The organism is Citrobacter sp. Cpo100 (assembly GCF_030332595.1).
Lineage (GTDB): Bacteria > Pseudomonadota > Gammaproteobacteria > Enterobacterales > Enterobacteriaceae > Citrobacter > Citrobacter portucalensis.
This window is the reverse complement of record NZ_JAOWHM010000035.1, coordinates 213,619-238,139: the sequence shown is the minus strand read 5'-3', so window position 1 is coordinate 238,139 and position 24,521 is coordinate 213,619. Positions and strand designations below refer to the sequence as shown.

General features: G+C 52.9%; 21 protein-coding genes and 1 other annotated feature. Of the genes, 12 read left to right on the top strand and 9 right to left on the bottom strand.

The genetic code is table 11. From position 1 onward, the window contains the following. Positions 1-11: 11 nt before the first annotated feature. Positions 12-1,205, bottom strand: a complete 1,194-nt coding sequence (gene acrA, locus OGX96_RS13590) for a multidrug efflux RND transporter periplasmic adaptor subunit AcrA (RefSeq protein WP_003831044.1) — start codon at positions 1,203-1,205, stop codon at positions 12-14. Positions 1,206-1,346: 141 nt separating this feature from the next. On the opposite strand from acrA, the gene acrR reads away from it, so the two are divergent. Continuing rightward, a complete protein-coding gene (gene acrR / locus OGX96_RS13585) occupies positions 1,347-1,997 on the top strand; it encodes a multidrug efflux transporter transcriptional repressor AcrR (RefSeq protein ID WP_003831045.1) in 651 nt (216 codons plus the stop codon). 128 nt (positions 1,998-2,125) lie between these two features. Continuing rightward, positions 2,126-5,491, top strand: a complete 3,366-nt coding sequence (mscK, locus tag OGX96_RS13580) for a mechanosensitive channel MscK (protein ID WP_048235963.1) — start codon at positions 2,126-2,128, stop codon at positions 5,489-5,491. A gap of 39 nt (positions 5,492-5,530) precedes the next feature. Here mscK and OGX96_RS13575 read toward each other — a convergent pair whose 3' ends face one another. From OGX96_RS13575 to priC, 3 genes are all read right to left on the bottom strand, one after another. Beyond that, on the bottom strand, positions 5,531-6,454 hold the full coding sequence (locus tag OGX96_RS13575; RefSeq protein WP_048214781.1) for an Rpn family recombination-promoting nuclease/putative transposase: 924 nt from the start codon (positions 6,452-6,454) through the stop codon (positions 5,531-5,533). A gap of 69 nt (positions 6,455-6,523) precedes the next feature. Next, positions 6,524-6,691 carry a pleiotropic regulatory protein RsmS gene (gene rsmS, locus OGX96_RS13570; protein WP_065772037.1) on the bottom strand — a complete coding sequence of 56 codons (168 nt, stop codon included), beginning with the start codon at positions 6,689-6,691 and terminating at the stop codon, positions 6,524-6,526. 14 nt (positions 6,692-6,705) lie between these two features. Beyond that, the gene (gene priC, locus OGX96_RS13565; protein ID WP_048214780.1) at positions 6,706-7,233 is read right to left on the bottom strand and encodes a primosomal replication protein N''; all 528 of its coding nucleotides are present in this window, start codon (positions 7,231-7,233) and stop codon (positions 6,706-6,708) included. A gap of 69 nt (positions 7,234-7,302) precedes the next feature. On the opposite strand from priC, the gene OGX96_RS13560 reads away from it, so the two are divergent. From OGX96_RS13560 to hemH, 8 genes are all read left to right on the top strand, one after another. After that, positions 7,303-7,680 (top strand): DUF454 family protein, encoded by a 378-nt coding sequence (locus OGX96_RS13560; RefSeq protein WP_008783969.1) that lies wholly within the window; start codon positions 7,303-7,305, stop codon positions 7,678-7,680. Positions 7,681-7,873: 193 nt separating this feature from the next. After that, positions 7,874-8,425, top strand: a complete 552-nt coding sequence (gene apt, locus OGX96_RS13555; protein WP_286583301.1) for an adenine phosphoribosyltransferase — start codon at positions 7,874-7,876, stop codon at positions 8,423-8,425. Between the two features lie 210 nt (positions 8,426-8,635). Further along, entirely contained in the window at positions 8,636-10,564 is a 1,929-nt protein-coding gene (gene dnaX, locus OGX96_RS13550; RefSeq protein ID WP_100272830.1) for a DNA polymerase III subunit gamma/tau, read from the top strand. Beyond that, positions 9,897-9,961 (top strand) — a sequence feature (DnaX frameshifting element). (Overlaps the previous gene by 65 nt.) A gap of 57 nt (positions 10,565-10,621) precedes the next feature. Next, positions 10,622-10,951, top strand: coding sequence for a YbaB/EbfC family nucleoid-associated protein (locus tag OGX96_RS13545; protein WP_003021764.1), 330 nt, complete (start codon positions 10,622-10,624; stop codon positions 10,949-10,951). Further along, the gene (gene recR / locus OGX96_RS13540; protein ID WP_032942553.1) at positions 10,951-11,556 is read left to right on the top strand and encodes a recombination mediator RecR; all 606 of its coding nucleotides are present in this window, start codon (positions 10,951-10,953) and stop codon (positions 11,554-11,556) included. The genes OGX96_RS13545 and recR overlap by 1 nt, the downstream gene beginning before the upstream one ends. Before the next feature lie 110 nt (positions 11,557-11,666). Beyond that, positions 11,667-13,541, top strand: a complete 1,875-nt coding sequence (gene htpG / locus OGX96_RS13535) for a molecular chaperone HtpG (protein ID WP_032942554.1) — start codon at positions 11,667-11,669, stop codon at positions 13,539-13,541. Between the two features lie 182 nt (positions 13,542-13,723). Continuing rightward, positions 13,724-14,368 (top strand): adenylate kinase, encoded by a 645-nt coding sequence (adk, locus tag OGX96_RS13530; protein WP_003021773.1) that lies wholly within the window; start codon positions 13,724-13,726, stop codon positions 14,366-14,368. Between the two features lie 163 nt (positions 14,369-14,531). Next, positions 14,532-15,494 (top strand): ferrochelatase, encoded by a 963-nt coding sequence (hemH, locus tag OGX96_RS13525; protein ID WP_003831052.1) that lies wholly within the window; start codon positions 14,532-14,534, stop codon positions 15,492-15,494. Here the strand turns inward: hemH and aes are convergent. Further along, on the bottom strand, positions 15,491-16,450 hold the full coding sequence (gene aes, locus OGX96_RS13520; RefSeq protein ID WP_003831053.1) for an acetyl esterase: 960 nt from the start codon (positions 16,448-16,450) through the stop codon (positions 15,491-15,493). The genes hemH and aes overlap by 4 nt on opposite strands. A gap of 152 nt (positions 16,451-16,602) precedes the next feature. On the opposite strand from aes, the gene gsk reads away from it, so the two are divergent. Further along, the gene (gene gsk, locus OGX96_RS13515; RefSeq protein ID WP_003021781.1) at positions 16,603-17,907 is read left to right on the top strand and encodes an inosine/guanosine kinase; all 1,305 of its coding nucleotides are present in this window, start codon (positions 16,603-16,605) and stop codon (positions 17,905-17,907) included. Positions 17,908-17,952: 45 nt separating this feature from the next. On the opposite strand, the gene ybaL is transcribed toward gsk, so the two are convergent. Next, complete coding sequence (ybaL, locus tag OGX96_RS13510) at positions 17,953-19,632, bottom strand: YbaL family putative K(+) efflux transporter (RefSeq protein ID WP_003021783.1); 1,680 nt, start codon at positions 19,630-19,632, stop codon at positions 17,953-17,955. 225 nt (positions 19,633-19,857) lie between these two features. After that, complete coding sequence (gene fsr, locus OGX96_RS13505; RefSeq protein WP_003021788.1) at positions 19,858-21,078, bottom strand: fosmidomycin MFS transporter; 1,221 nt, start codon at positions 21,076-21,078, stop codon at positions 19,858-19,860. Between the two features lie 174 nt (positions 21,079-21,252). Between fsr and ushA the strand changes: the two genes are divergently transcribed. Beyond that, complete coding sequence (gene ushA / locus OGX96_RS13500; RefSeq protein WP_286583297.1) at positions 21,253-22,905, top strand: bifunctional UDP-sugar hydrolase/5'-nucleotidase UshA; 1,653 nt, start codon at positions 21,253-21,255, stop codon at positions 22,903-22,905. Positions 22,906-23,012: 107 nt separating this feature from the next. Here ushA and ybaK read toward each other — a convergent pair whose 3' ends face one another. Both ybaK and OGX96_RS13490 read right to left on the bottom strand, forming a co-directional pair. Next, positions 23,013-23,492, bottom strand: coding sequence for a Cys-tRNA(Pro)/Cys-tRNA(Cys) deacylase YbaK (ybaK, locus tag OGX96_RS13495; RefSeq protein ID WP_003831056.1), 480 nt, complete (start codon positions 23,490-23,492; stop codon positions 23,013-23,015). A gap of 201 nt (positions 23,493-23,693) precedes the next feature. Continuing rightward, complete coding sequence (locus OGX96_RS13490; protein WP_286583294.1) at positions 23,694-24,488, bottom strand: TraB/GumN family protein; 795 nt, start codon at positions 24,486-24,488, stop codon at positions 23,694-23,696. Between the last annotated feature and the right edge of the window lie 33 nt (positions 24,489-24,521).

The following is a 24,521-nucleotide window of genomic DNA, read 5'->3' as shown; positions in this document are numbered from 1 at the left end:
TCCTGTTTAAGTTAAGACTTGGACTGTTCAGGCTGGCTACCGCTTTGGCCTTGCTGGTTGTTATCAGCGGTGATTTCCTGCGCTTTTACCTGCGCGCCAGGACGTACTTTCTGCAGCCCAGTGACAATCACGCGGTCGCCCGGCTTAAGTCCATCAGTGACTAACCATTTGTCGCCAATCGCTTGTGCCGCGACAATTTGACGAGTTTCAACTTTGTTGTCTGCACCGATAACCAATGCACTGGCATCGCCACGCGGTGTACGGGTAACGCCTTGCTGTGGAACCAGTAATGCCGTTGGGTTAATCCCTTCTTCCAGGCGTGCGCGAACGAACATACCCGGCAGTAAGGTGTGATCCGGGTTAGGGAAGATGGCGCGTAACGTAATCGACCCGGTAGTTTGATCAACCGTCACATCAGAAAATTCCAGCGTGCCGGACTGCGGGAATTTAATGCCGTCATTGGTTACCAGTTCGACTTTCGCTTTGCCGTTCTCTTGCTTCAGCGTGCCGTTGGCCAGCTCTTGCTTCAGGCGCAGGAAGTCGTTGCTTGACTGCGTCACGTCCACGTAGATCGGGTCCAACTGTTGAACGGTCGCCAGCGCGGTCGCTTGACCGTTTTGCACCAGAGCACCTTCCGTAACGGATGATTTACCAATGCGGCCGCTGATCGGCGACGTCACTTTGGTATAGGCCAGATTGATGCGTGCAGTTTCTACCGCGGCTTTCGCGGCGACAACGGCGGCGTTTGCCTGCTGTGCGTCTGCCAGCGCGCTATCATAGTCCTGTTGACTGATGTACTTGGTACCCAACAGTTTCTGATAACGTTTAACCGTCAGTTGAGCGATATTTGCTGCGGCTTGTGCTTTGGCCAGATCGCCTTTTGCGCTTTCATAAGCGGCCTGGTAAGTTGCAGGATCAATCTGATAGAGAGATACACCCGCTTCGATATCGCCACCTTCCGTGAAATTACGCTTCAGGATAATACCGCTAACCTGAGGACGAACTTCTGCAATGCGAAACGCACTGGTGCGACCCGGAAGCTCAGTTGTTATCTGTAGAGGTTCAGTTTTGAGCGTAACAACTCCAACCTCTGGCATCTGCTGGCCCCCTTGTTGGGCCTGTTTGTCGTCACATCCTGTTAGCGCTAAGCTGCCTGAGAGCATCAGAACGACTGCCAGAGGCGTTAACCCTCTGTTTTTGTTCATATGTAAACCTCGAGTGTCCGATTTCAAATTGATCAATGGCTTAAAGCCCATAAACCCATTGCTGCGTTTATATTATCGTCGTGCTATGGTACATACATTCACAAATGTATGTAAATCTAACGCCTGTAAATTCACTGACATATGGCACGAAAAACCAAACAACAAGCACAGGAAACACGACAGCATATTCTCGATGTTGCTCTGCATTTGTTTTCGCAACAAGGGGTATCATCCACCTCGCTTGCGGAGATCGCAAAAGCCGCTGGTGTCACGCGCGGCGCAATCTATTGGCATTTCAAAAACAAGTCGGATTTATTCAGTGAAATCTGGGAGCTAGCAAAACCTAACATTGATGAGTTAGAGACTGAGTATCAGGCAAAATTCCCCGACGATCCACTATCAGTATTAAGAGAAATTTTAATTTACGTTCTTGAAGCTACCGTGACAGAAGAACGCCGACGTTTGTTGCTGGAAATTATATTCCACAAATGCGAATTTGTCGGGGAAATGGCCTCTGTTCAGTTAGCTCAACGCCATCTTTGTATTGAAAATTACGATCGTATCGAACAAACATTGCGGCACTGTATGGATGCCAATATGCTGCCGGAAAACCTGAACACCCGTCGCGTGGCGGTACTGTTGCGCAGCTATATTACCGGAATCATAGAAAACTGGTTATTTGCCCCCGAATCGTTTGATCTGAAAAAAGAAGCTCGGGAATACGTCGCTGTGCTGCTGGAGATGTGCCTTATGTGCCCAACTCTGCGGCTTGGCGTGGCGGAAATCCACTAAACGTTTTGGGCCTGTACCAGGAATTCTCCTGGTCGTTTTGCCTGCTGCTATTCTGCCGGTCACAGCCGTGATATTCTTGCCGCTTGACTATTTTCGGTCACTTTTCCGGTTCAGAAACGTTCATTCTCATGACTATGTTGCAGCTCTATAAACGTTCACAGCATCTTATTGCTATTACCATTCTTTTCTTCATTCTCTTGCTATCTTGCCAGTCGTCTGCTTTTGCGCGGGCGCAACAGAGTGGTGAACTGCCGACGAAAGCGGATATTCAGAGCCAACTGGACGCACTGAGTAAACAAAAAGATCTCTCCGCGCAGGATAAGCTGGTCCAACAGGATCTCATCGATACCATCGCCACGTTGGATAAAATCGATCGCGTGAAAGATGAGACCGTACAGCTTCGCCAGAAAGTTGCCCAGGCACCGGAGAAAATGCGTCAGGCGACGGATGCGTTAAATTCGCTCAGCGATGTCGATAACGACGATGAAACGCGAAAAACGCTGAGTACACTCTCCTTGCGACAGCTTGAGTCGCGCGTGGCACAGGTTTTGGATGACCTGCAAAGTGCGCAAAACGATCTTGCCGCTTACAACAGCCAACTGGTGTCGCTCCAGACGCAGCCAGAGCGTGTGCAGAATGCGATGTACACCGCGTCGCAGCAAATGCAGCAAATTCGTAATCGACTCGATGGCAACAATGTGGGAGAGGCTGCGTTACGCCCCAGCCAGCAGGTGTTGCTGCAGGCACAGCAGGCGCTGCTGAGTGCGCAGATCGACCAACAGCGTAAGAGCCTCGAAGGTAATACTGTTTTGCAGGATACCTTGCAAAAACAACGTGATTACGTAACAGCTAACAGTAACCGGCTTGAACATCAGCTCCAGCTTCTGCAAGAAGCGGTGAACAGCAAACGACTGACGTTAACCGAAAAGACAGCTCAGGAAGCGGTAACGCCGGATGAAGCCGAGCGTATTCAGTCAAATCCGTTAGTGAAGCAGGAACTGGACGTTAACCATCAGCTAAGTCAGCGTCTGATAGCCGCGACCGAAAACGGCAACAACCTGATGCAGCAGAATATCAAAGTCAAAAACTGGCTTGACCGCGCGTTGCAATCCGAACGCAACATTAAAGAACAGATTGCTGTCCTGAAAGGCAGTCTGCTGCTGTCGCGTATTCTGTATCAGCAACAACAAACACTGCCGTCGGCGGATGAACTTGCCGATATGACTAACCGGATCGCTGATTTGCGTCTGGAACAGTTTGAGATTAACCAGCAGCGTGATGCGCTATTCCAGAACGATGCGTTTGTCGCCAAACTGGAAGAAGGGCACAGCAACGAAGTGAATGGTGAAGTCCATGATGCCCTGCTGCAGGTTGTGGATATGCGCCGTGAACTGTTGGATCAACTGAACAAGCAGCTGGGCAACCAGTTGATGATGGCGATTAACCTGCAAATCAATCAACAGCAGCTAATGAGCGTGTCGAAGAACCTGAAAGGGATCCTCACGCAGCAAATCTTCTGGGTTAATAGTAACCGTCCGATGGACTGGGACTGGATCAAAGCCTTCCCGCAAACGCTAAAAGACCAGTTTAAGTCGATGAAAATCACAGTGAACTGGGAAAAAGCCTGGCCCGCCGTCTTTATTGCGTTCCTGGCGGGGCTGCCACTGCTGCTTATTGCCGGGTTAATCCGCTGGCGTTTGAAATGGTTGAAAGAGTATCAGGCGAAATTAGCCGCCGCAGTAGGGAACCTGCGTAATGACAGTCAGCTCAATACGCCAAAAGCGATTCTGATCGATCTGATCCGAGCGTTACCTGCGTGCCTGATTATCCTCGCCTTGGGCCTGATTCTGCTTACCATGCAGTTGAATATCAGCGACCTGCTGTGGGCGTTCAGTAAGAAGATGACAGTCTTCTGGCTGGTGTTTGGTCTGTGCTGGAAGGTGCTGGAAAAAGATGGCGTGGCAATTCGTCATTTTGGTATGCCAGCGAAGCAGACCAGCCACTGGCGCCGCCAGATCGTGCGTATTAGCCTGGCGCTGTTACCGCTCAACTTCTGGTCGGTCATTGCTGAGCTGTCGCCGCTTAATTTGATGGATGATGTGCTGGGTCAGGTAGTTATTTTCCTCAACCTGCTGCTGATCGCCTTCCTGGTATGGCCAATGTGTCGTGAAAGCTGGCGTGACAAAGAGTCGCATGGCTTGCGTCTGGTTACCATTACTGTCCTCTCAATTATCCCGATTGCATTAATGGTGCTGACGGCGACAGGGTATTTCTACACCACGTTGCGCCTGGCCGGTCGTTGGATTGAAACGGTCTATCTGGTTATCCTTTGGAACCTGCTGTATCAGACGGTACTGCGTGGATTGAGCGTGGCGGCACGTCGTATCGCCTGGCGCCGTGCCTTAGCGCGTCGTCAGAACCTGGTGAAAGAAGGGGCGGAAGGAGCCGAGCCGCAGGAAGAACCGACCATTGCGCTTGAGCAGGTTAACCAGCAAACGCTGCGTATAACAATGCTGGTGATGGTTGCGCTGTTTGGTATTCTGTTCTGGGCAATTTGGTCCGATCTAATCACCGTGTTCAGTTATCTCGATAGCATTACGCTCTGGCATTACAACGGCACCGAAGCGGGAGCTGCGGTGGTGAAAGACGTCACCATGGGCAGCCTGCTGTTTGCGATTATTGCCTCAATGGTCGCGTGGGCGCTGATCCGTAACTTACCCGGCCTGCTGGAAGTGCTGGTGCTGTCGCGACTGAAGATGCGTCAGGGCGCTTCGTATGCGATCACCACGATCCTTAACTACGCGATCATCGCCATCGGCGCGATGACGGTCTTCGGATCGCTCGGTGTTTCATGGGATAAGCTACAGTGGCTGGCAGCAGCCCTGTCGGTTGGTCTTGGTTTTGGCTTGCAGGAAATCTTCGGTAACTTTGTTTCGGGTCTGATTATTCTGTTTGAACGCCCGGTCCGCATCGGCGATACCGTGACTATCGGTACGTTCTCAGGAACGGTCAGCAAGATCCGTATCCGTGCCACCACCATTACCGACTTCGATCGCAAAGAGGTGATCATCCCGAACAAAGCATTTGTGACGGAGCGTTTGATCAACTGGTCGCTTTCCGATACCACCACGCGTCTGGTGATCCGCATCGGCGTGGCCTACGGTTCGGATCTGGATAAAGTGAAGAAAGTGCTGCTGCAGGCGGCGATGGAACACCCGAAAGTGATGCACGATCCAGAGCCTGCGGTGTTCTTTACCGCCTTCGGTGCCAGCACGCTGGATCATGAACTGCGTTTATACGTGCGTGAACTGCGCGATCGTAGCCACACGGTTGATGAACTGAACCGTGCGGTCGATCGTTTGTGCCGTGAAAACGACATTGATATCGCCTTTAACCAGCTCGAAGTGCATCTGCATAACGCGAAAGGTGATACCGTGACCGAGGTTAAGCGTGACATCATTAAAGGTGATGATCCGACGCCTTCAGTAGGTTAAGTTGCAATCAGGGCGGCATATTTGCCGCCCTGATTGCATTTAGTGCGCCAGCGCGACCAGTTCTTCCTGCGTCAGGCCTGTAAGGTGCGTAATCAGCTCCAGTTCCAGGCCGCGGGCGAGCATTTTTTGTGCGATATTACGCGCTTCAACCTGCCGACCTTCTTCTAACCCTTTTTCCAGCCCTTGTTGTATGCCTTCCACTCTGCCTTTTTCTTCCAGCCATTCGGCAATCGTCATCAGCTGTTCCTTGTACTGTGGCGCACTCTGCGCCAGATGGCGGACAAGTACGCCGGGTTCCGTGGTATTTCCTGCTTTAAGCATGTAATTAATCAAAACGTCGATTTGATATTCTGTCAGATGCTCTTGTGTTAAGAGTGTGACCAGTTGATCCAATAGCTCACTCAGATCCCGTCGACGAATATGTTTTTGCAGGAGTTCCAGCATCGCTACCCGTTGATGCTGCAAGATCTGATTATCTGGCATTACGGTCAGGTCTACCAGTGTAAATTCATTGCCGTAAAGCGCTTTCGCAAGCTTTGGTTCGCTAAACAGGTGATGCCAGTTAAGGGTATAAGGCCACGGACTTTCCATACCATGGTAAAACAGGATAGGAACGACCAGAGGTAATGTCTTATGCCCGGCGTTAAGATGGTGTTGCATGGCGGCAATTGCGTAGCGCATCAGGCGAAAGGCCATGAATTTATCGGGCTTACTCTGATGTTCAATCAGTGCGTAAACGTAGCTGGGTCCATGTGTTGTTTGCAGGGAATAGAGGATATCTGAATAGCTGGTATGTAAATCGTCCTCAATAAAGCTGCCTGATTCCAGCGTTAATGTATCCATATCGCATATATTGAGAAATGCTTCAGGCAAATGGATCTGCAAAAAATCTCGGGCAACCTCCTTTTGCGTCAGCATTTGCCGAAAGACCGCGTCGTGGGGTGTGGTGGGGAGTCGTTCCATGATCTGTCCGTTATCGTCGTGATGTTGCGACGACTCTGACACCGAAGCCAATGGCAGACCAGAGGGCAATTAATCAGTTTGCGAGGTGCCTTCCGCAGTTTTAAGTTTGTTTTCATAATCACGCATGACGATCTCCAGCGCGCGTAGCACCGTTCGTGCTGGTAGCTGATTTTCCTCAAGTAAAACAATCAAATCGACGGCCAGTTTGACCTCGTCCGGGGCGTTCTCTAATGACATAAATTCTCCGGGGATTAGCGGGTTAAACGCGCCAGCACGTTTTCTATTCTTGCCAGAGCATGGCGACAGCGCGCCAGCCGCGCCTCGAATGCTTCTACTTCACGATGCAGTTTTTGCTGTTCTTCAAAGCCGGTAGCCTGAGCCAGACGCTCTTTGCGTTCACGCGTCATTTCAACCAGACGGCGTTCAAATTCCTGATGTTGGACCCGCTTGCGCTGCCAGCGCGCCAGACCTGGAGAAGCGCTGTCCCACTCTCGAAGGGACCAACTGGCGGTTTCACGTGAAATCGCCTCTAACTGTGAGGCAAGGTGTTCCGCAAGCCAGGTGATTTGTGGGAGTTGCTGCTGCTCAACGGCGCGGCGCAGGGCAGTAAGATTATCGTCAGCTTCTTCCAGGCAGGCCTGCAGCAACGTGCTGCGCGTGTGAAACAGATGCCTGTCAAAGCGGGCGCTAAGCGTTGTGTGGTGCGCCAGCGGGGCGCAATGTTGTCGCAAGCGGTTAAGCTGGTTTTCGAGCGTCTGTAACAGCATGGCGGTTTTCACAACAACACTCCGATGAAAATGAGAACCGTTATGCTAAAGTAGCGATTCTCTGTGTTAAGTACTCATATTATGCAACGCATTATTCTAATCATCATTGGCTGGATAGCGGTAGTGCTAGGTACGCTGGGCGTTGTATTGCCTCTGTTGCCGACGACGCCGTTTATACTGCTGGCCGCCTGGTGTTTTGCCCGCTCATCGCCGCGTTTTCACGACTGGTTGCTTTACCGTTCGTGGTTCGGCGGGTATTTGCGCCACTGGCAAAAACACCGTGCGATGCCGCCGGGAGCAAAACCGCGCGCTATTTTGTTGATCCTGGTGACGTTTGGTATTTCGCTCTGGCTGGTCAATATGATGTGGGTACGCGGCCTGCTGCTGGTTATTCTCGCCTGTTTACTGATTTTTATGTGGCGGATCCCGGTGATTGATGAAAAACAACAAAAGCAGTAAAGCGCAATAATCGCTGTTGCAATTGTCTCTCACAGCCAGTAAATTCGACCGTTTTCGAGCACAGGCGCAGGTGGTCAAAGGTTAAGCAAGTGTAACCTTGGCTCTTATATAGACACAAAATCATTCAAGATTCGTCGAGGATGAAGTGTTTAGTGCGCCGTGAAGTAATACTGTATTAATCAGGCACAAACTTATGACCGCGACAGCACAGCAGCTTGAGTTTCTCAAAAATAGCATCAAAAGCATCCACGACTACCCAAAACCGGGCATTCTCTTTCGTGATGTCACCAGTTTACTGGAAGACCCGAAAGCCTACGCCCTCAGCATTGAATTGCTGGTTAAACGCTACAAAAATGCGGGTATCACTAAAGTGGTTGGCACCGAAGCGCGTGGCTTCCTGTTTGGCGCGCCGGTAGCGTTGGGTCTGGGCGTCGGCTTTGTTCCGGTACGCAAACCCCGTAAGCTTCCGCGTGAAGTTATTGCTGAGACCTATGAGCTGGAGTACGGCACCGATCAGCTGGAAATCCACGTTGATGCCATCAAACCTGGCGATAAAGTGCTGGTTGTGGACGACCTGCTGGCAACTGGCGGCACGATTGAAGCGACCGTGAAGCTGATCCGCCGTCTGGGTGGTGAAGTTACCGATGCTGCTTTTATCATTAACCTGTTTGATCTGGGCGGCGAACAGCGTCTGGAAAAACAGGGGCTTACCTGTTATAGCCTGGTTCCATTCCCGGGCCACTAATTTAGGGCTATCTTTTTTGCCATTTTGGCCCCGGTCAGTGCTCGAAATCCTCACGTACTGCGTGTACGCTCCGGTTTCTGTGCGCTGCCCGAAACCAAACTGACTGCAACGATAACGCCCGAATATAACGTGTCAACCTCGCCGTCGCTGCGAGGTTGTGTTAGCATTATCCCCCTGTGAATCCACCCTCCAGCCTTTCAGAGCCTGCCAATGAGTTATCAGGTCTTAGCCCGAAAATGGCGCCCACAAACCTTTGCTGACGTCGTCGGCCAGGAACATGTGCTGACGGCACTGGCGAACGGCTTGTCGTTAGGGCGTATTCATCATGCTTATTTGTTTTCCGGCACCCGTGGCGTCGGGAAAACCTCTATCGCCCGCTTGCTGGCGAAGGGATTGAACTGTGAAACCGGCATCACCGCTACGCCGTGCGGCGTGTGCGATAATTGCCGGGAAATCGAGCAGGGGCGTTTTGTCGATCTGATTGAAATCGACGCCGCCTCACGCACCAAAGTCGAAGACACCCGTGACCTGCTGGATAACGTCCAGTATGCGCCTGCGCGTGGTCGCTTTAAGGTCTACTTGATCGACGAAGTGCACATGCTGTCGCGCCACAGTTTTAACGCCTTGCTGAAAACGCTCGAAGAGCCGCCCGCGCACGTTAAGTTCCTGCTGGCGACTACCGATCCGCAGAAGTTGCCGGTGACTATCCTGTCGCGCTGTCTGCAATTCCACCTTAAAGCGTTGGATGTCGAACAGATTCGCCATCAGCTTGAGCATATCCTCAAAGAAGAGCATATCGTCCATGAACCACGTGCACTGCAACTGCTGGCTCGCGCCGCGGACGGCAGCCTGCGTGATGCGCTGAGCCTGACCGATCAGGCGATCGCCAGCGGCGATGGTCAGGTCTCGACCGAGGCGGTCAGCACCATGCTCGGCACGCTGGACGACGACCAGGCGCTCTCGCTCGTTGAAGCGGTTGTGGCTGCGGACGGCGAACGCGTTATGGCGCTGGTAAACGACGCCGCCGCGCGCGGTATCGAATGGGAAGCGCTGCTGATTGAGATGTCGGCTTTGCTGCATCGTATTGCCATGGTTCAGCTTTCGCCTGCCGCGCTCGGCAGCGATATGGCCGCCATTGAACAGCGTATGCGTGAACTGGCGCGAATTGTTCCGCCAACTGATGTGCAGCTTTACTACCAAACTTTGTTAATCGGGCGCAAAGAACTGCCGTATGCGCCGGACAGGCGAATGGGCGTCGAAATGACGCTGCTGCGTGCGCTGGCTTTTCATCCGCGCATGCCGCTCCCGGAACCTGAAGTTCCACGACAGTCGTTTGCCCCGGTCGCACCCACTGCGGTGATGACCCCGACGCAGGTGCAGCAGCAGCCTGCGCCTGCACAACAGCAACAGAATGTGCCGCTCTCCGATGCCACCAGTCAGGTGTTGGCGGCGCGTAGTCAGTTGCAACGCGCTCAGGGAGCAACCAAAGCAAAAAAGAGTGAACCGGCAGCCGCTTCCCGCGCGCGGCCGGTGAATAATGCTGCGCTGGAAAGACTGGCTTCGGTGTCGGAACGTGTTCAGGCGCGTCCGGCGGTCTCTGCGCTGGAAAAAGCACCGGCGAAGAAAGAAGCGTATCGCTGGAAAGCGACCAATCCTGTTGCAGAAGTTAAAGAAGTCGTTGCCACGCCGAAAGCGCTGAAAAAAGCGCTTGAGCATGAAAAAACGCCGGAACTGGCGGCAAAGCTTGCGGCTGAAGCCATTGAACGTGACCCGTGGGCCGCCCAGGTGAGTCAGCTCTCGCTGCCTAAACTGGTGGAGCAGGTGGCGCTTAATGCCTGGAAAGAAGAGAATGGCAACGTAGTTTGCCTGCACCTGCGTTCCACGCAGCGGCACCTAAATTCCAGCGGCGCGCAGCAAAAACTGGCTGAAGCACTGAGTTCCTTAACGGGGTCAACGGTTGAATTGACCATCGTTGAAGATGATAATCCAGCGGTGCGTACGCCGCTGGAGTGGCGTCAGGCCATTTATGAAGAGAAACTCGCGCAGGCGCGTGAGTCGATTATTGCGGATAATAACATCCAGACGCTGCGTCGTTTTTTCGATGCGGAGCTGGACGAAGAGAGTATTCGCCCCATTTGATCGTGAGCCTAATGGTTTGACGGTCGTCATCCCTTAACGTGATTGAGAGAGAAGCCTATGTTTGGTAAAGGCGGTCTGGGTAACCTGATGAAACAGGCCCAGCAGATGCAAGAAAAAATGCAGCAGATGCAGGAAGAAGTCGCCAAGCTGGAAGTGACCGGCGAATCTGGCGCGGGTCTGGTAAAAGTGACCATTAACGGCGCGCACAACTGCCGTCGCGTGGAGATCGATCCAAGCCTGCTGGAAGACGACAAAGAGATGCTGGAAGACCTGGTTGCTGCGGCATTCAACGACGCGGCGCGTCGCATTGAAGAGACGCAGAAAGAGAAGATGGCCTCTGTTTCCTCCGGAATGCAGCTGCCGCCTGGCTTTAAGATGCCGTTCTGATGCAAACCAGCCCGCTGTTAACTCAGCTTATGGAAGCACTGCGCTGTCTGCCGGGCGTTGGCCCGAAGTCGGCGCAGCGCATGGCGTTCACGCTACTTCAGCGCGATCGCAGCGGCGGGATGCGTCTGGCACAGGCGTTAACGAAGGCAATGTCGGAAATCGGCCATTGTGCCGATTGCCGCACCTTCACAGAGCAAGACGTCTGCAACATTTGCTCGAACCCGCGTCGCCAGGAAAACGGTCAGATTTGTGTGGTGGAGAGTCCGGCGGACATCTACGCCATTGAGCAAACCGGGCAGTTTTCCGGACGTTACTTCGTGCTGATGGGACACCTGTCGCCGCTGGACGGTATTGGCCCTGATGATATCGGGCTGGATCGTCTCGAACAGCGACTGGAGTCTGAGCACATCAATGAACTGATCCTGGCGACCAATCCCACGGTCGAAGGAGAGGCGACCGCCAACTATATTGCTGAGCTTTGTATGCAATATGGCGTTGAAGCCAGTCGTATCGCCCATGGCGTTCCGGTAGGCGGCGAGCTGGAAATGGTCGATGGCACTACGCTGTCGCACTCTCTGGCAGGACGACATAAGATTAAATTCTGAACAAACGGAGGCCGCGACGGCGGCTTCCGCTTGAAATCCTTCCCGCTTGTCCCCATTTCACCCTCAACGTGTTTTTACCATTGAAAATGGCATTGTTGAGGTAGATCTACATGAAAGGACAAGAAACTCGTGGTTTTCAGTCAGAAGTAAAACAGCTTCTGCACCTGATGATCCATTCTCTGTATTCCAATAAAGAAATCTTCCTGCGTGAGCTTATCTCTAACGCCTCGGATGCGGCAGACAAGCTGCGTTTCCGCGCCCTGTCTAACCCGGACCTGTATGAAGGTGACGGTGAGCTGCGTGTACGTGTTTCCTTCGATAAAGATAAACGTACGTTGACCATTGCCGATAACGGCGTGGGGATGAACCGTGATGACGTTATCGATCATCTGGGGACCATTGCAAAATCCGGTACTAAATCTTTCCTCGAATCCATGGGATCCGATCAGGCGAAAGACAGCCAGTTGATCGGCCAGTTCGGGGTGGGTTTCTACTCTGCGTTCATCGTGGCGGACAAAGTCACCGTGCGTACCCGCGCTGCGGGCGATAAGCCGGAAAACGGCGTGTTCTGGGAATCTGCGGGCGAAGGCGAGTACACCGTTGCCGACATCACCAAAGACGATCGCGGCACCGAAATCACCCTGCATCTGCGTGAAGGCGAAGATGAGTTCCTTGATGACTGGCGCGTACGTTCCATCATCAGCAAATATTCCGACCATATCGCGCTGCCGGTAGAGATCGAAAAATCCGAAGAAAAAGACGGCGAGACCGTGGTTTCCTGGGAAAAGATCAACAAAGCGCAGGCGCTGTGGACCCGTAACAAGTCGGAAATCAAAGACGACGAGTACAACGAATTCTACAAGCACATCGCCCACGACTTCACCGACCCGCTGACCTGGAGCCACAACCGTGTGGAAGGTAAGCAGGAGTACACCAGCCTGCTGTACATCCCGTCCCAGGCTCCGTGGGATATGTGGAACCGCGATCACAAGCATGGTCTGAAACTGTACGTTCAGCGTGTGTTTATTATGGACGACGCCGAGCAGTTCATGCCGAACTACCTGCGCTTTGTGCGCGGTCTGATAGATTCCAACGATCTGCCGCTGAACGTTTCCCGTGAGATCCTGCAGGACAGCACCGTCACCCGTAACCTGCGCAGCGCGCTGACCAAACGCGTACTGCAGATGCTGGAAAAACTGGCGAAAGACGACGCGGAAAAATACCAGACCTTCTGGAAACAGTTCGGCCTGGTACTGAAAGAAGGCCCGGCGGAAGATCACGCCAACCAGGAAACGATCGCTAAGCTGATGCGCTTCGCGTCTACGCACACTGACTCCTCCGCACAGACCGTGTCGCTGGAAGACTACGTGTCGCGGATGAAAGAAGGGCAGGAGAAAATCTACTACATCACCGCAGACAGCTATGCGGCAGCGAAGAGCAGCCCGCACCTGGAACTGCTGCGTAAGAAAGGCATCGAAGTCCTGCTGCTTTCTGACCGCATCGATGAGTGGATGATGAACTACCTGACCGAGTTCGACGGTAAGGCATTCCAGTCTGTTGCCAAAGCTGACGAGTCCATCGACAAGCTGGCGGATGAAGTTGATGAATCGGCAAAAGAAGCGGAAAAAGCGCTGACGCCGTTCGTTGAGCGCGTGAAAACCCTGCTGGGCGACCGCGTGAAAGAAGTGCGTCTGACTCACCGTCTGACCGACACGCCAGCCATCGTCACCACCGATGCGGATGAAATGAGCACCCAGATGGCGAAACTGTTTGCCGCTGCGGGCCAGGCCGTACCGGAAGTGAAATATATCTTTGAACTGAACCCGGACCACGTGCTGGTAAAACGCACGGCGGATACCCAGGACGAAGCGCAGTTCAAAGAATGGGTCGAACTGCTGCTGGATCAGGCGCTGTTTGCTGAGCGCGGCACGCTGGAAGACCCGAACCAGTTCATCCGTCGTATGAACCAGTTGCTGGTGTCCTGATACCCGTAATGTAATGCCGGATACGGTGTTTCCACCGCCATCCGGCATTTTCTCGCCTTATTTTTAATTTTCCCACCGTTAACCGTTTCAGCGTCGGGCGTCTTTCTTGAGCCAATTGCGTGATGGTGGTATCGTTTAGCGCTTTTTAAAAAATATCGACAACCTTTAAGGGGATTTTCGTAATGCGTATCATTCTGCTTGGCGCTCCGGGCGCGGGTAAAGGAACTCAGGCTCAGTTCATCATGGAGAAGTATGGTATTCCGCAAATCTCCACCGGTGATATGCTGCGTGCTGCCGTGAAATCTGGCTCCGAGCTGGGCAAACAAGCGAAAGACATCATGGACGCCGGTAAGCTGGTGACTGATGAGCTGGTGATCGCGCTGGTAAAAGAGCGTATTGCTCAGGAAGACTGCCGTAATGGTTTCCTGCTGGATGGCTTCCCGCGTACTATTCCGCAGGCAGACGCCATGAAAGAAGCGGGCATTAACGTGGACTACGTTCTGGAGTTCGATGTTCCTGACGAACTGATCGTTGACCGTATTGTAGGTCGTCGCGTACACGCTGCTTCTGGCCGCGTTTACCACATCAAATTCAACCCGCCTAAGGTTGAAGGTAAAGACGACGTGACCGGCGAAGAGCTGACCACCCGTAAAGACGATCAGGAAGAAACTGTACGTAAGCGCCTGGTGGAATACCATCAGATGACCGCTCCGCTGATCGGCTACTACTCTAAAGAAGCGCAGGCGGGTAACACCAAATACGCGAAAGTTGACGGCACCCAGGCCGTTGCTGACGTGCGCGCAGCGCTGGAAAAAATCCTCGGCTAATTTTTTCGCGTAATAAACCTCTTATCAGGCCTGCCATTATCGCGTAGGCCTGATAAGCGTAGCGCCATCAGGCAAATTCTCGTCTTACCTCTCACAGCAATTAGTTCTTCTTTATCGCTTTTCCGCTACAATTATCAACAATTTGAATCGATAAGAGGCGGTAATGCGTCAGACGAAAACCGGTATCCTGCTGGCAAACCTCGGCACTCCCGATGCCCCAACCCCCGAAGCCGTTAAGCGCTACCTGCGCCAGTTTTTAAGCGATCCACGCGTAGTTGATACGTCACCTGCACTGTGGTGGCCGCTGCTGCGCGGGGTGATTTTACCGTTGCGTGCGCCACGCGTAGCCAAGCTGTACCAGTCAATCTGGATGGAAGACGGTTCTCCGCTGATGGTTTATAGCAAGGCACAACAGCGGGCGCTGGCAGAACGCCTACCAAATACCCCTGTCGCGCTGGGAATGAGCTACGGTTCGCCGTCGCTTGAAAGCGCGGTCGATGAACTGTTGGCAAGCGGGGTTGAACACATGGTGGTGTTACCGCTGTACCCGCAATATTCCTGTTCGACGGTAGCGGCCGTCTGGGACGAACTGGCGCGTATCTTAGCGCGTAAACGCGGTATTCCTGGCGTTTCATTTATTCGTGATTACGCCGATGACAGCAGCTACATCGATGCGCTGGCGAAGAGTGCCCGGGATTCATTTGCTCAACACGGTGAACCTGATTTGCTGCTGCTCTCCTACCACGGCATTCCGCAGCGTTACGCCGATGAAGGCGATGACTACCCGCAGCGCTGTCGCGATACCACCCGAGAGCTGGTTTCAGCGCTTGGTCTGCCGCCAGAAAAAGTAATGATGACCTTCCAGTCTCGCTTTGGTCGCGAACCGTGGCTGACGCCGTATACCGACGAAACGTTAAAAATGCTGGCGGAGAAAGGGACACAACATATCCAGGTTATGTGTCCGGGCTTCTCGGCAGATTGCCTCGAAACGCTGGAAGAGATAGCGGTACAAAACCGGGAGATTTTCCTCGAGGCTGGCGGTAAGCAATATGAGTATATTCCGGCGCTTAATGCCGCACCGGAACATATCGAAATGATGGTTAAACTGACCGATGCTTACCGTTAAAGCTGGGCTCTGAAGTAACGAGCGCCTTCCCGCAACGCATCGTCGGCGGTTTTCATCATTCGCGAATAGTGCAGGAAGGCGTGCAGCGTACCGGGGTACATTTTGTACTGGCAGGGCTGCTGATGCGCCTGCAACGTCTGGAATAGTAAGCGGCTATCGTCAATCAGCGGATCAAACTCAGCGCCAGCGATAAAACACGGTGGCACGTCACGTGTCAGATCGTTATTAAACAGGCAATAATACGGTGACTCGCGATCGTCAGCGCTACGCAGGTACGCGTTTTCGTACATCTGCAAGTCCTCGCGGGTTAACCCATCCCACGCTCCGCCCATCAGCCGTCGGCTCAGTGAATCCTGCAGGCCGTAAAGCCCATACCACAACAGCACCCCAGCCACCTTGCCGCAGACAATGCGTTTATCCCGCAGCCACAGCGCACTGGCAAGCGCCAGCATGGCTCCGGCGGAATCGCCCGCAAAACCGATATGATTCACATTAAGAGAATAGTCGCCAGCGTGCTGATGAAAATACTGGCAGACGGCGGCAATCTCTTCAATGGCTTGCGGGAAACGGGCTTCCGGCGCAAGTGAATAGTCGATACCAATTACCGTGCACTGCGTATAGCGCGCCAGCAAGCGCATAATACGGTCGTGGGTATCCAGATTACCGAGAATAAAACCGCCGCCGTGCAGATAATACAACGTTGCCAGGCTATGAGGCTGCGGTGAGTAAATACGTGTGGCCACGGGGCCGCATGCGGTAGAAATAACGCATTCGCGGGTATTCATCTCTGGGGCATCGGCATTCCACAACTGCCGTTCATGAATGTAGTGTTGGCGCTGGGCCACGAAGTCATCTGCAGCGGGCCACGGCGGCAGATCGTCGCGATGAAAATTCACCACGCTTTTCATTTCATCCGAAATTCTGTCGAGTACGGGGATCTTGTTTTCCGGCTTCATAAAACGCTCCTTGTGAAGGTGAGTTATTGTAGAAATTAATCCCGTATAAACTGCGATCTCACCGTCTGATATTGAAACTTAGCGCCGCATCGCATGCGTGGCAGGGAATGTGCTACCATGCATCGCTCAGTTAACCACCCGTAAAATCGACCATGAAATTTCCCGGTAAACGCAAATCCAAACACTATTTTCCCGTCAGCGCGCGCGATCCGTTGCTGCAACAAATTCAGCCAGAAAATGAAACCAGCGCAGCCTGGGTGGTGGGCATCGACCAGACGCTGGTGGATATTGAAGCCAAAGTGGATGATGACTTTGTAAAACGTTATGGATTAAGCGCCGGGCATTCTCTGGTGATTGCCGATGATGTCGCAGAAGCGCTCTACCAGGAACTGGTGCGTGAAAACTTGATCACCCATCAGTTTGCGGGCGGTACTATCGGTAACACGATGCACAACTACTCTGTGCTGGCGGATGACCGCTCGGTGCTGCTGGGCGTGATGTGCAGCAATATCGAGATTGGCAGCTATGCGTACCGCTATTTATGCAATACCTCCAGCCGTACCGACCTGAACTACCTGCAAGGCGTTAACGGACCGATTGGCCGCTGCTTTACGCTGATTGGCGAGTCAGGTGAGCGTACCTTCGCAATCAGCCCTGGGCATATGAATAAGCTACGAGCGGATAGCATCCCTGAATCGGTGATTGCCGGAGCGTCCGCGCTGGTGCTGACGTCTTATCTGGTGCGCTGCGAACCGGGTGAGCCGATGCCGGAAGCGACCATGAAGGCGATTGAATACGCCAAAAAGCACAATGTGCCGGTGGTTCTGACCCTGGGCACCAAATTCGTCATTGCCGATAACCCGCAGTGGTGGCAGGCATTCCTGAAAGAGCATGTCTCTATTCTGGCGATGAATGAAGAAGAGGCTGAAGCGCTGACCGGCGAGAACGATCCGCTGCTGGCATCTGACAAGGCGCTGGATTGGGTGGATCTGGTGCTGTGCACGGCGGGTCCTGCGGGTCTGTATATGGCGGGCTTTACGGAAGAAGAAGTGAAACGTAAAACCCAGCATCCGCTGCTCCCTGGTGCTATTGCCGAATTTAACCAGTACGAATTCAGCCGCGCCATGCGCCATAAAGACTGTACCAATCCGCTGCGCGTGTATTCGCACATCGCACCGTATATGGGCGGGCCTGAGAAGATAATGAACACCAACGGCGCGGGTGACGGCGCGCTGGCGGCATTGCTGCATGATATTACCGCCAACAGCTATCACCGCAGCAACGTGCCTAACTCCAGCAAGCACAAGTTCACCTGGCTGACCTATTCGTCGTTAGCCCAGGTGTGTAAGTATGCTAATCGCGTGAGTTATCAGGTGCTGAACCAGCATTCACCGCGCCTGACGCGCGGTTTACCGGAACGTGAAGACAGTCTCGAAGAGTCGTACTGGGACCGTTAAATCTTGTATAGGCCGGATAAGCGATAACGCTATCCGGCACGGACATTAACTGGCCGTAGCAACTTCACCTGCAGGCGGCGTTTCAATCAGCTCCAGCATGGTGCGGGCGATTTCACGCTCACCCATGACGACCTGGTTGGCGCCGCGTTCGGTAATATATTCCACCTCATCGTCATAATGCGCGCGGGCGATAATCTCAATCGACGGGCATTTCTCACGCGCGGAAGCGACAATTTCACCCGCTTCATAACCATTGGGGATGGTCAACAGCAGCCAGCGCGCGCAATCCAGATGCGCCAGATTCATAATCTCTTCGTTGGCGGCATTTCCCAGTACCGCGCGGATCCCACGCTCGCGCAGTTCATCCACCCGGGTACGCGAGGTTTCGATCACCACCAGCGGGATCCCTGCAGCCATCAATTTCTCACCCAGCAGGCTGCCGACGCGACCAAAGCCAACCAGCAAGGCATGATTGCAGATATCCACCGGAATTTGCTTCTCTTCTTCGATAGCCTCTTCCAGTGTCTGCTCCTCCAGCGTTTCTGTTTTGGCGAGGTATTTTTCTAACACCGCAAACAGCACCGGGTTGAGCATGATGGACAGGATTGCCCCCGCCAGCACCAGATTCTGTCCGGCCTGTGGCAGCAGGTTCAACGCCATTCCCAGACCCGCCAGGATAAAGGCAAATTCACCAATCTGCGCGAGGCTGGTGGCAATGGTGAGCGCCGTGCGTTGGGAGTGACCAAACAGGCGCACCAGGAAATAGGCGGCAAGGGATTTACCAAAGATGATAATCGCCAGCGTGCCCAGTACCGCCAACGGCTGCTGGATCAGAACTAACGGATCGAACAGCATCCCGACGGAGACGAAGAACAGCACGGCGAACGCATCGCGCAGCGGCAGAGTATCATGCGCCGCACGGTGGCTTAGTTCAGATTCATTCAGCACCATACCGGCGAAGAACGCGCCCAGCGCAAAGGAGACATCGAACAGCTCTACTGCGCCAAAGGCGATACCTAAGGCGAGGGCGAGGACAGAGAGGGTAAACAGTTCGCGTGAACCGGTTGCGGCGCTGCGGGCCATAATCCACGGTACCAGGCGACGACCCACCAGCATCATAATCGCGATAAACGCCACCACCTTACCGATGGTAATGCCCATATCGACGGCCAGCGAGGCGAAGCCGACATCTTCTTTTTCCAGCATCCCGGCGACGGCTGGCAGGAGAACCAGCGTCAGCACCATCATAAGGTCTTCGACAATCAACCAGCCAATGGCAATTTGCCCGCGCTGGCTGTCAATGAGCTGTCGTTCTTCAAGCGCGCGCAGTAGCACCACGGTACTGGCGGTTGAAAGACACAGACCAAACACGATCCCCACCATCAGCGACCAGCCTAATACGGCTGAAAGCGCCATACCCAGCAGCGTTGCCACTGCTATCTGGGCAATCGCGCCGGGAATGGCGATAGACTTTACCGCCATCAAATCCTTCAATGAAAAGTGCAGCCCCACGCCAAACATCAGCAGAATAACGCCAAGCTCGGCCAGCTCAGGCGCGAGCTTAGTATCAGCAACAAAACCAGGTGTAAATGGACCGGCCAGAACGCCCGCTAACAGATATCCCACCAGAGGAGAAATACGCAGTTTATTGGCAATCATGCCTAATATAAAAGCGAGCACAAGGCCGCCGACAATGGTGGTGATAAGCGGGGTGGCGTGATGCATTCCGTCTCCTTTGGTTGCTGTGATGATCCTGAAAACCCAAACTACGAGTAATAGTTTATGACAATTTTAATGTTTATGTTTATGAATAATTATTGAATTTTGAAGAAAACGGGATTTTAAGAGTAAAAAAGCACGGATCGGAAAAGTACGGTGATATGTGAGAGGTAAAGGCTGATGGCTACTGCAAGTAATGACGGCCAAAATTTACTTTTGGCCGTCAGAAAATCAGGCTTTGTGTCGGTTATCAGGTAAGAATATGGTCAGTATCCCCAGAAGTGGCAGGAAAGCACATATTTTGTAGACCAAATCGATGCTGGTATGGTCGGCTATCAGCCCTAGCACCGCGGCTCCCAAGCCGCCCATGCCGAAGGCAAACCCGAAAAATAGCCCAGAAACCATGCCGATACGCCCAGGAAGCAGCTCCTGCGCGTAGACCAAAATAGCAGAAAACGCCGATGCGAGGATAAAACCAATGATCACGGTTAAAATTCCGGTCCATTCCAGCGTTGCGTAGGGTAAAACGAGGGTAAATGGCGCAACGCCGAGGATAGAGCCCCAAATAACATATTTTCTGCCAATTTTATCGCCTAATGGTCCGCCAATCACCGTCCCGGCCGCGACGGCAAACAGGAAGGCAAACAGATGAAACTGGGCGTTTTGTACCGATAATCCGAATTTTTGCATCAGATAAAAGGTGTAATAGCTGCTGATGCTCGCCATATAGAAGTATTTGGAGAAAATCAGCACCAGCAGGATGCTTACCGCCAGCACCACTTTATTGCGCGGTAACGGATTTACGATGGCGACTTTCGGTTTTCCTTTACTCATCCGATGCTGCGCGGCATACCAACGGCTGATTTGTGCCAGGACGACAATCGCTAATAACGCAGCCAGAACAAACCAGGCCACATTACCCTTACCATATGGCGCGATGATGACAGCTGCCAGCAAGGGCCCCAGAGAGCTGCCGAAGTTGCCGCCAACCTGGAAAATTGACTGCGCCAGGCCGTGACGACCGCCGGAGGCCATGCGCGCCACGCGGGACGATTCCGGATGAAATACCGAAGAGCCGGTGCCAACCAGCGCCGCGGCGAGCAGCACCATATGGAAGCTGCCGGCCATGGCCAGCAAGACAAGTCCGCTCAGCGTGAAGCACATCCCAATGGGCAGCGACCACGGCATCGGGTATTTGTCCGTCCAGTAACCCACCACCGGTTGCAGCAGCGAGGAAGCAAGCTGGAAGGTTAGGGTGATCATCCCGATCTGCATAAACGTTAGCGAGAACTCTGACTGCAATAGCGGATAAATCGCCAGGATCAGCGACTGAATCATATCGTTTAGCAGATGGGAGAGGCTGATCGCTCCTAAAATGCCAAATGAGGTGCGTGCTTTAGCAACCGACGCTGACGCGCCAGCCACAGGCTGGGTTGGTTCACTTATTGCCATAGAAAGTCACTTCTGTTTAGGTTGCGATTATGAGGGTAATCTATTTTGTTATTATTACCTGACTAACATACCTGCGGAAGGTGTTTGAAGGAAGTCTCATTTCTGAAAACATTTTCGACTATTATTTCATATCATTGTAATTTCAGTCGTTGATTTTGGCTCAGGGAGAGAAATATGAAGTTTTTAAAACGGGGCGTGGCGCTGGTGTTATTAGCCGCATTTACGCTGGCAGGTCAGCCTGCACAAGCGTACGAAAAAGATAAAACCTACAAAATTACCATTCTGCATACCAACGATCATCACGGTCACTTCTGGCGCAGCGAATACGGAGAATACGGACTGGCGGCGCAAAAAACGCTGGTGGACGGTATTCGTAAAGAGGTGGCAGAGGAAGGGGGCAGCGTACTGCTGCTTTCCGGTGGCGACATTAATACCGGTGTACCGGAGTCCGATCTGCAGGATGCGGAACCTGATTTTCGTGGGATGAACCTGATTGGCTATGACGCGATGGCGGTCGGAAACCACGAGTTTGATAATCCCATGACCGTACTGCGTCAGCAGGAAAAATGGTCCAAATTTCCGTTTCTCTCGGCCAATATCTATCAGAAAAGCACCGGCGAGCGTTTGTTTAAGCCGTGGGCCATCTTTAAGCGCCAGGATTTAAAAATTGCTGTACTCGGTTTAACCACCGACGATACGGCGAAAATAGGCAACCCCGAGTTCTTTACCGATATTGAGTTCCGTAAACCTGCTGATGAAGCCAAACTGGTTATCCAGGAACTGAATATGGGTGAAAAGCCAGACATCATTATCGCGACCACCCATATGGGACATTATGACAACGGCAACCACGGCTCGAACGCCCCTGGCGATGTCGAAATGGCGCGTAGCCTGCCGGCGGGATCGCTGGCGATGATTGTCGGTGGTCACTCGCAGGATCCGGTGTGTATGGCTTCAGAGAACAAGAAGCAGGTTGATTACGTACCGGGTACGCCGTGTGCGCCAGACAAGCAAAATGGGATCTGGATTGTGCAGGCGCACGAGTGGGGGAAATATGTGGGCCGGGCGGACTTTGAGTTCCGTAACGGCGAAATGAAAATGGTCAACTACCAGCTCATTCCCGTCAACCTGAAGAAAAAAGTGACCTGGGACAACGGTAAAAGTGAGCGCGTACTCTATACCCCGGAAATAGCTGAAAATCAGCAAATGCTCTCGCTGCTGACGCCGTTCCAGAATAAAGGTAAAGCGCAGCTCGACGTGAAAATAGGTAGCGTCAATGCGCGCCTCGAAGGCGACCGAAGCAAAGTCCGTTTCGTGCAGACCAACATGGGACATTTGCTGCTGGCTGCGCAAATGGCGCGAACCAGCGCTGATTTTGGCGTGATGAGCGGCGGTGGCATCCGTGATTCCATCGAAGGCGGCGATATCACTTATAAGAGCGTGCTGAAAGTACAGCCGTTCGGAAACATCGTGGTGTATGCCGACATGAGCGGGAAAGAGGTGATTGACTATCTGACCGCCGTGGCGCAAATGAAGCCGGACTCCGGGGCCTATCCACAGTTTGCCAACGTCAGCTTTGTGGCGAAAGACGGCAAGCTTAACGATTTGAAAATCAAAGGCGAACCCGTTGACCCAGCCAAAAACTATCGTATGGCAACGCTAAGCTTCAACGCAACCGGCGGCGATGGCTATCCGCGAATTGATAACAAACCAGGCTATGTGAATACCGGGTTTATTGATGCAGAAGTGCTGAAAGAGTTCGTGCAGAAGAACTCACCGCTGGATGCCAGTGTGTATGAGCCGAAGGGGGAAGTTACCTGGCAGTAACAGGGCGGAGTGCCGGATGGCGGTGCGGGCACCTTATCCGGCCTACAGGTCAGTGCGATTTGTAGGCCTTAAAGCTGCGCGCCATCAGGCAATCATTCTATAACCGCTTAATCGCGGCGTGCGATGTCGGCGAATTTCGCATCCAGAATTTTCGCCAGATCGCCCGCTGCCAGTTCGATATCCAGCCCGCGTTTGCCGCCGGAAACATAAATGGTGTCAAACGTCTGGGCAGGGGCATCAATGAGCGTTGGCAATCTCTTTTTCTGTCCTAATGGGCTGATCCCCCCCACCAGATAACCGGTGGTTCGTTGCGCAACCATTGGATCGGCCATATCAACCTTTTTAGCCCCCAGAGCCTTAGCGACCTTTTTGAGATCCAATTGACCGGCTACAGGCGTGACCGCAACTGCCAGATGCTTCATATCGCCATTCACGGCAACCAGCAGCGTTTTGTAGACCTGGTCCGCATTCAGACCTAACTTGCGCACCACTTCATCACCAAAGTTCGTCTCGGACGGATCGTGATCGTAGGTGTGGATCTGGAAAGAAATTTTGTTTTTTTCGAGTAATTTAACGGCGGGTGTCATAGCAATTTTCCTGGACCAGACAAAATACGACTCAAGCATACGCCTGATGTCTGTCTAAAAAATAGTACCATCTTGCGCAATAGTATTGGCAGGATGATGACTTTGAGCGACAATCGAACTACACCGATGCTTTAAGCATTGGGATCATAATAATGATGAAATTCCTCTTTGACGGGCCAATAGAAATATTGGCCATTTTTTTTACCGTAACATCTCCGGCAAATTTCCCTCTCCGTACAGATGTAGCGCGCCAACGGCCACGACGTAATTACCAGCAGGCATCGCCCTGAGCCGATCGCGCCAGGCTGTGTTGCGTTGATGCATCAATACGTCATACAACGACTGGCTAAAGGTATTGGGAAGCGTCAGTTCGCTATTGCGTGGCGGTGTTTTAAGCCACCAGCCCATCATTTGTTGCAACAATCTGGCATTGGTATGCCAGTGCGTCAGAGTATCGTCCAACAGGGCCAGTCCGTTATCAGGCAACTGACATAACAGCTCGATTTGACTGGATGCGCCCTCCAGCTCGATAACGGGTTTATGCGCTTGTTTTGCCGCTTTCAGCAATTGGTAATCAATCCCGTATTCTGCCCGTAGACCCAACTGCTGTGCCTGTGTCGCCTGTAAAACCATGGCGATTTGCCACAACGGCTGAGTAGATAACAGCGATGGGGAAATACCCAGTTCGTTGGTGACTTTACGCAGGTTTTCTAACTGCTCCGGGCTGATACGTTCTTCGAGTGCGGCAAATGTAGGAAGGTTAGCAAACGGCGCGTCGTCACCGGAAACATCCGCTTCGACAATCAGCGCGTCGGCATGGTTGAGTTTTTTGAGTAATTTGGCAGGCAGAGGTGCCATATCGCGACTGCCCATGTGAATACTGCCAATCAGATGAAAATGGCGGTTGCCGGGCAATGAAATGTCGATGGCAGGCCAGGTATAGTGGTTGCCGCGTAGCGCGGTGAAAAATGTTTTTACCCGGTATAACAGATCCATACGACCTCCCTAAGTAGACTTTCATGCTAGCGC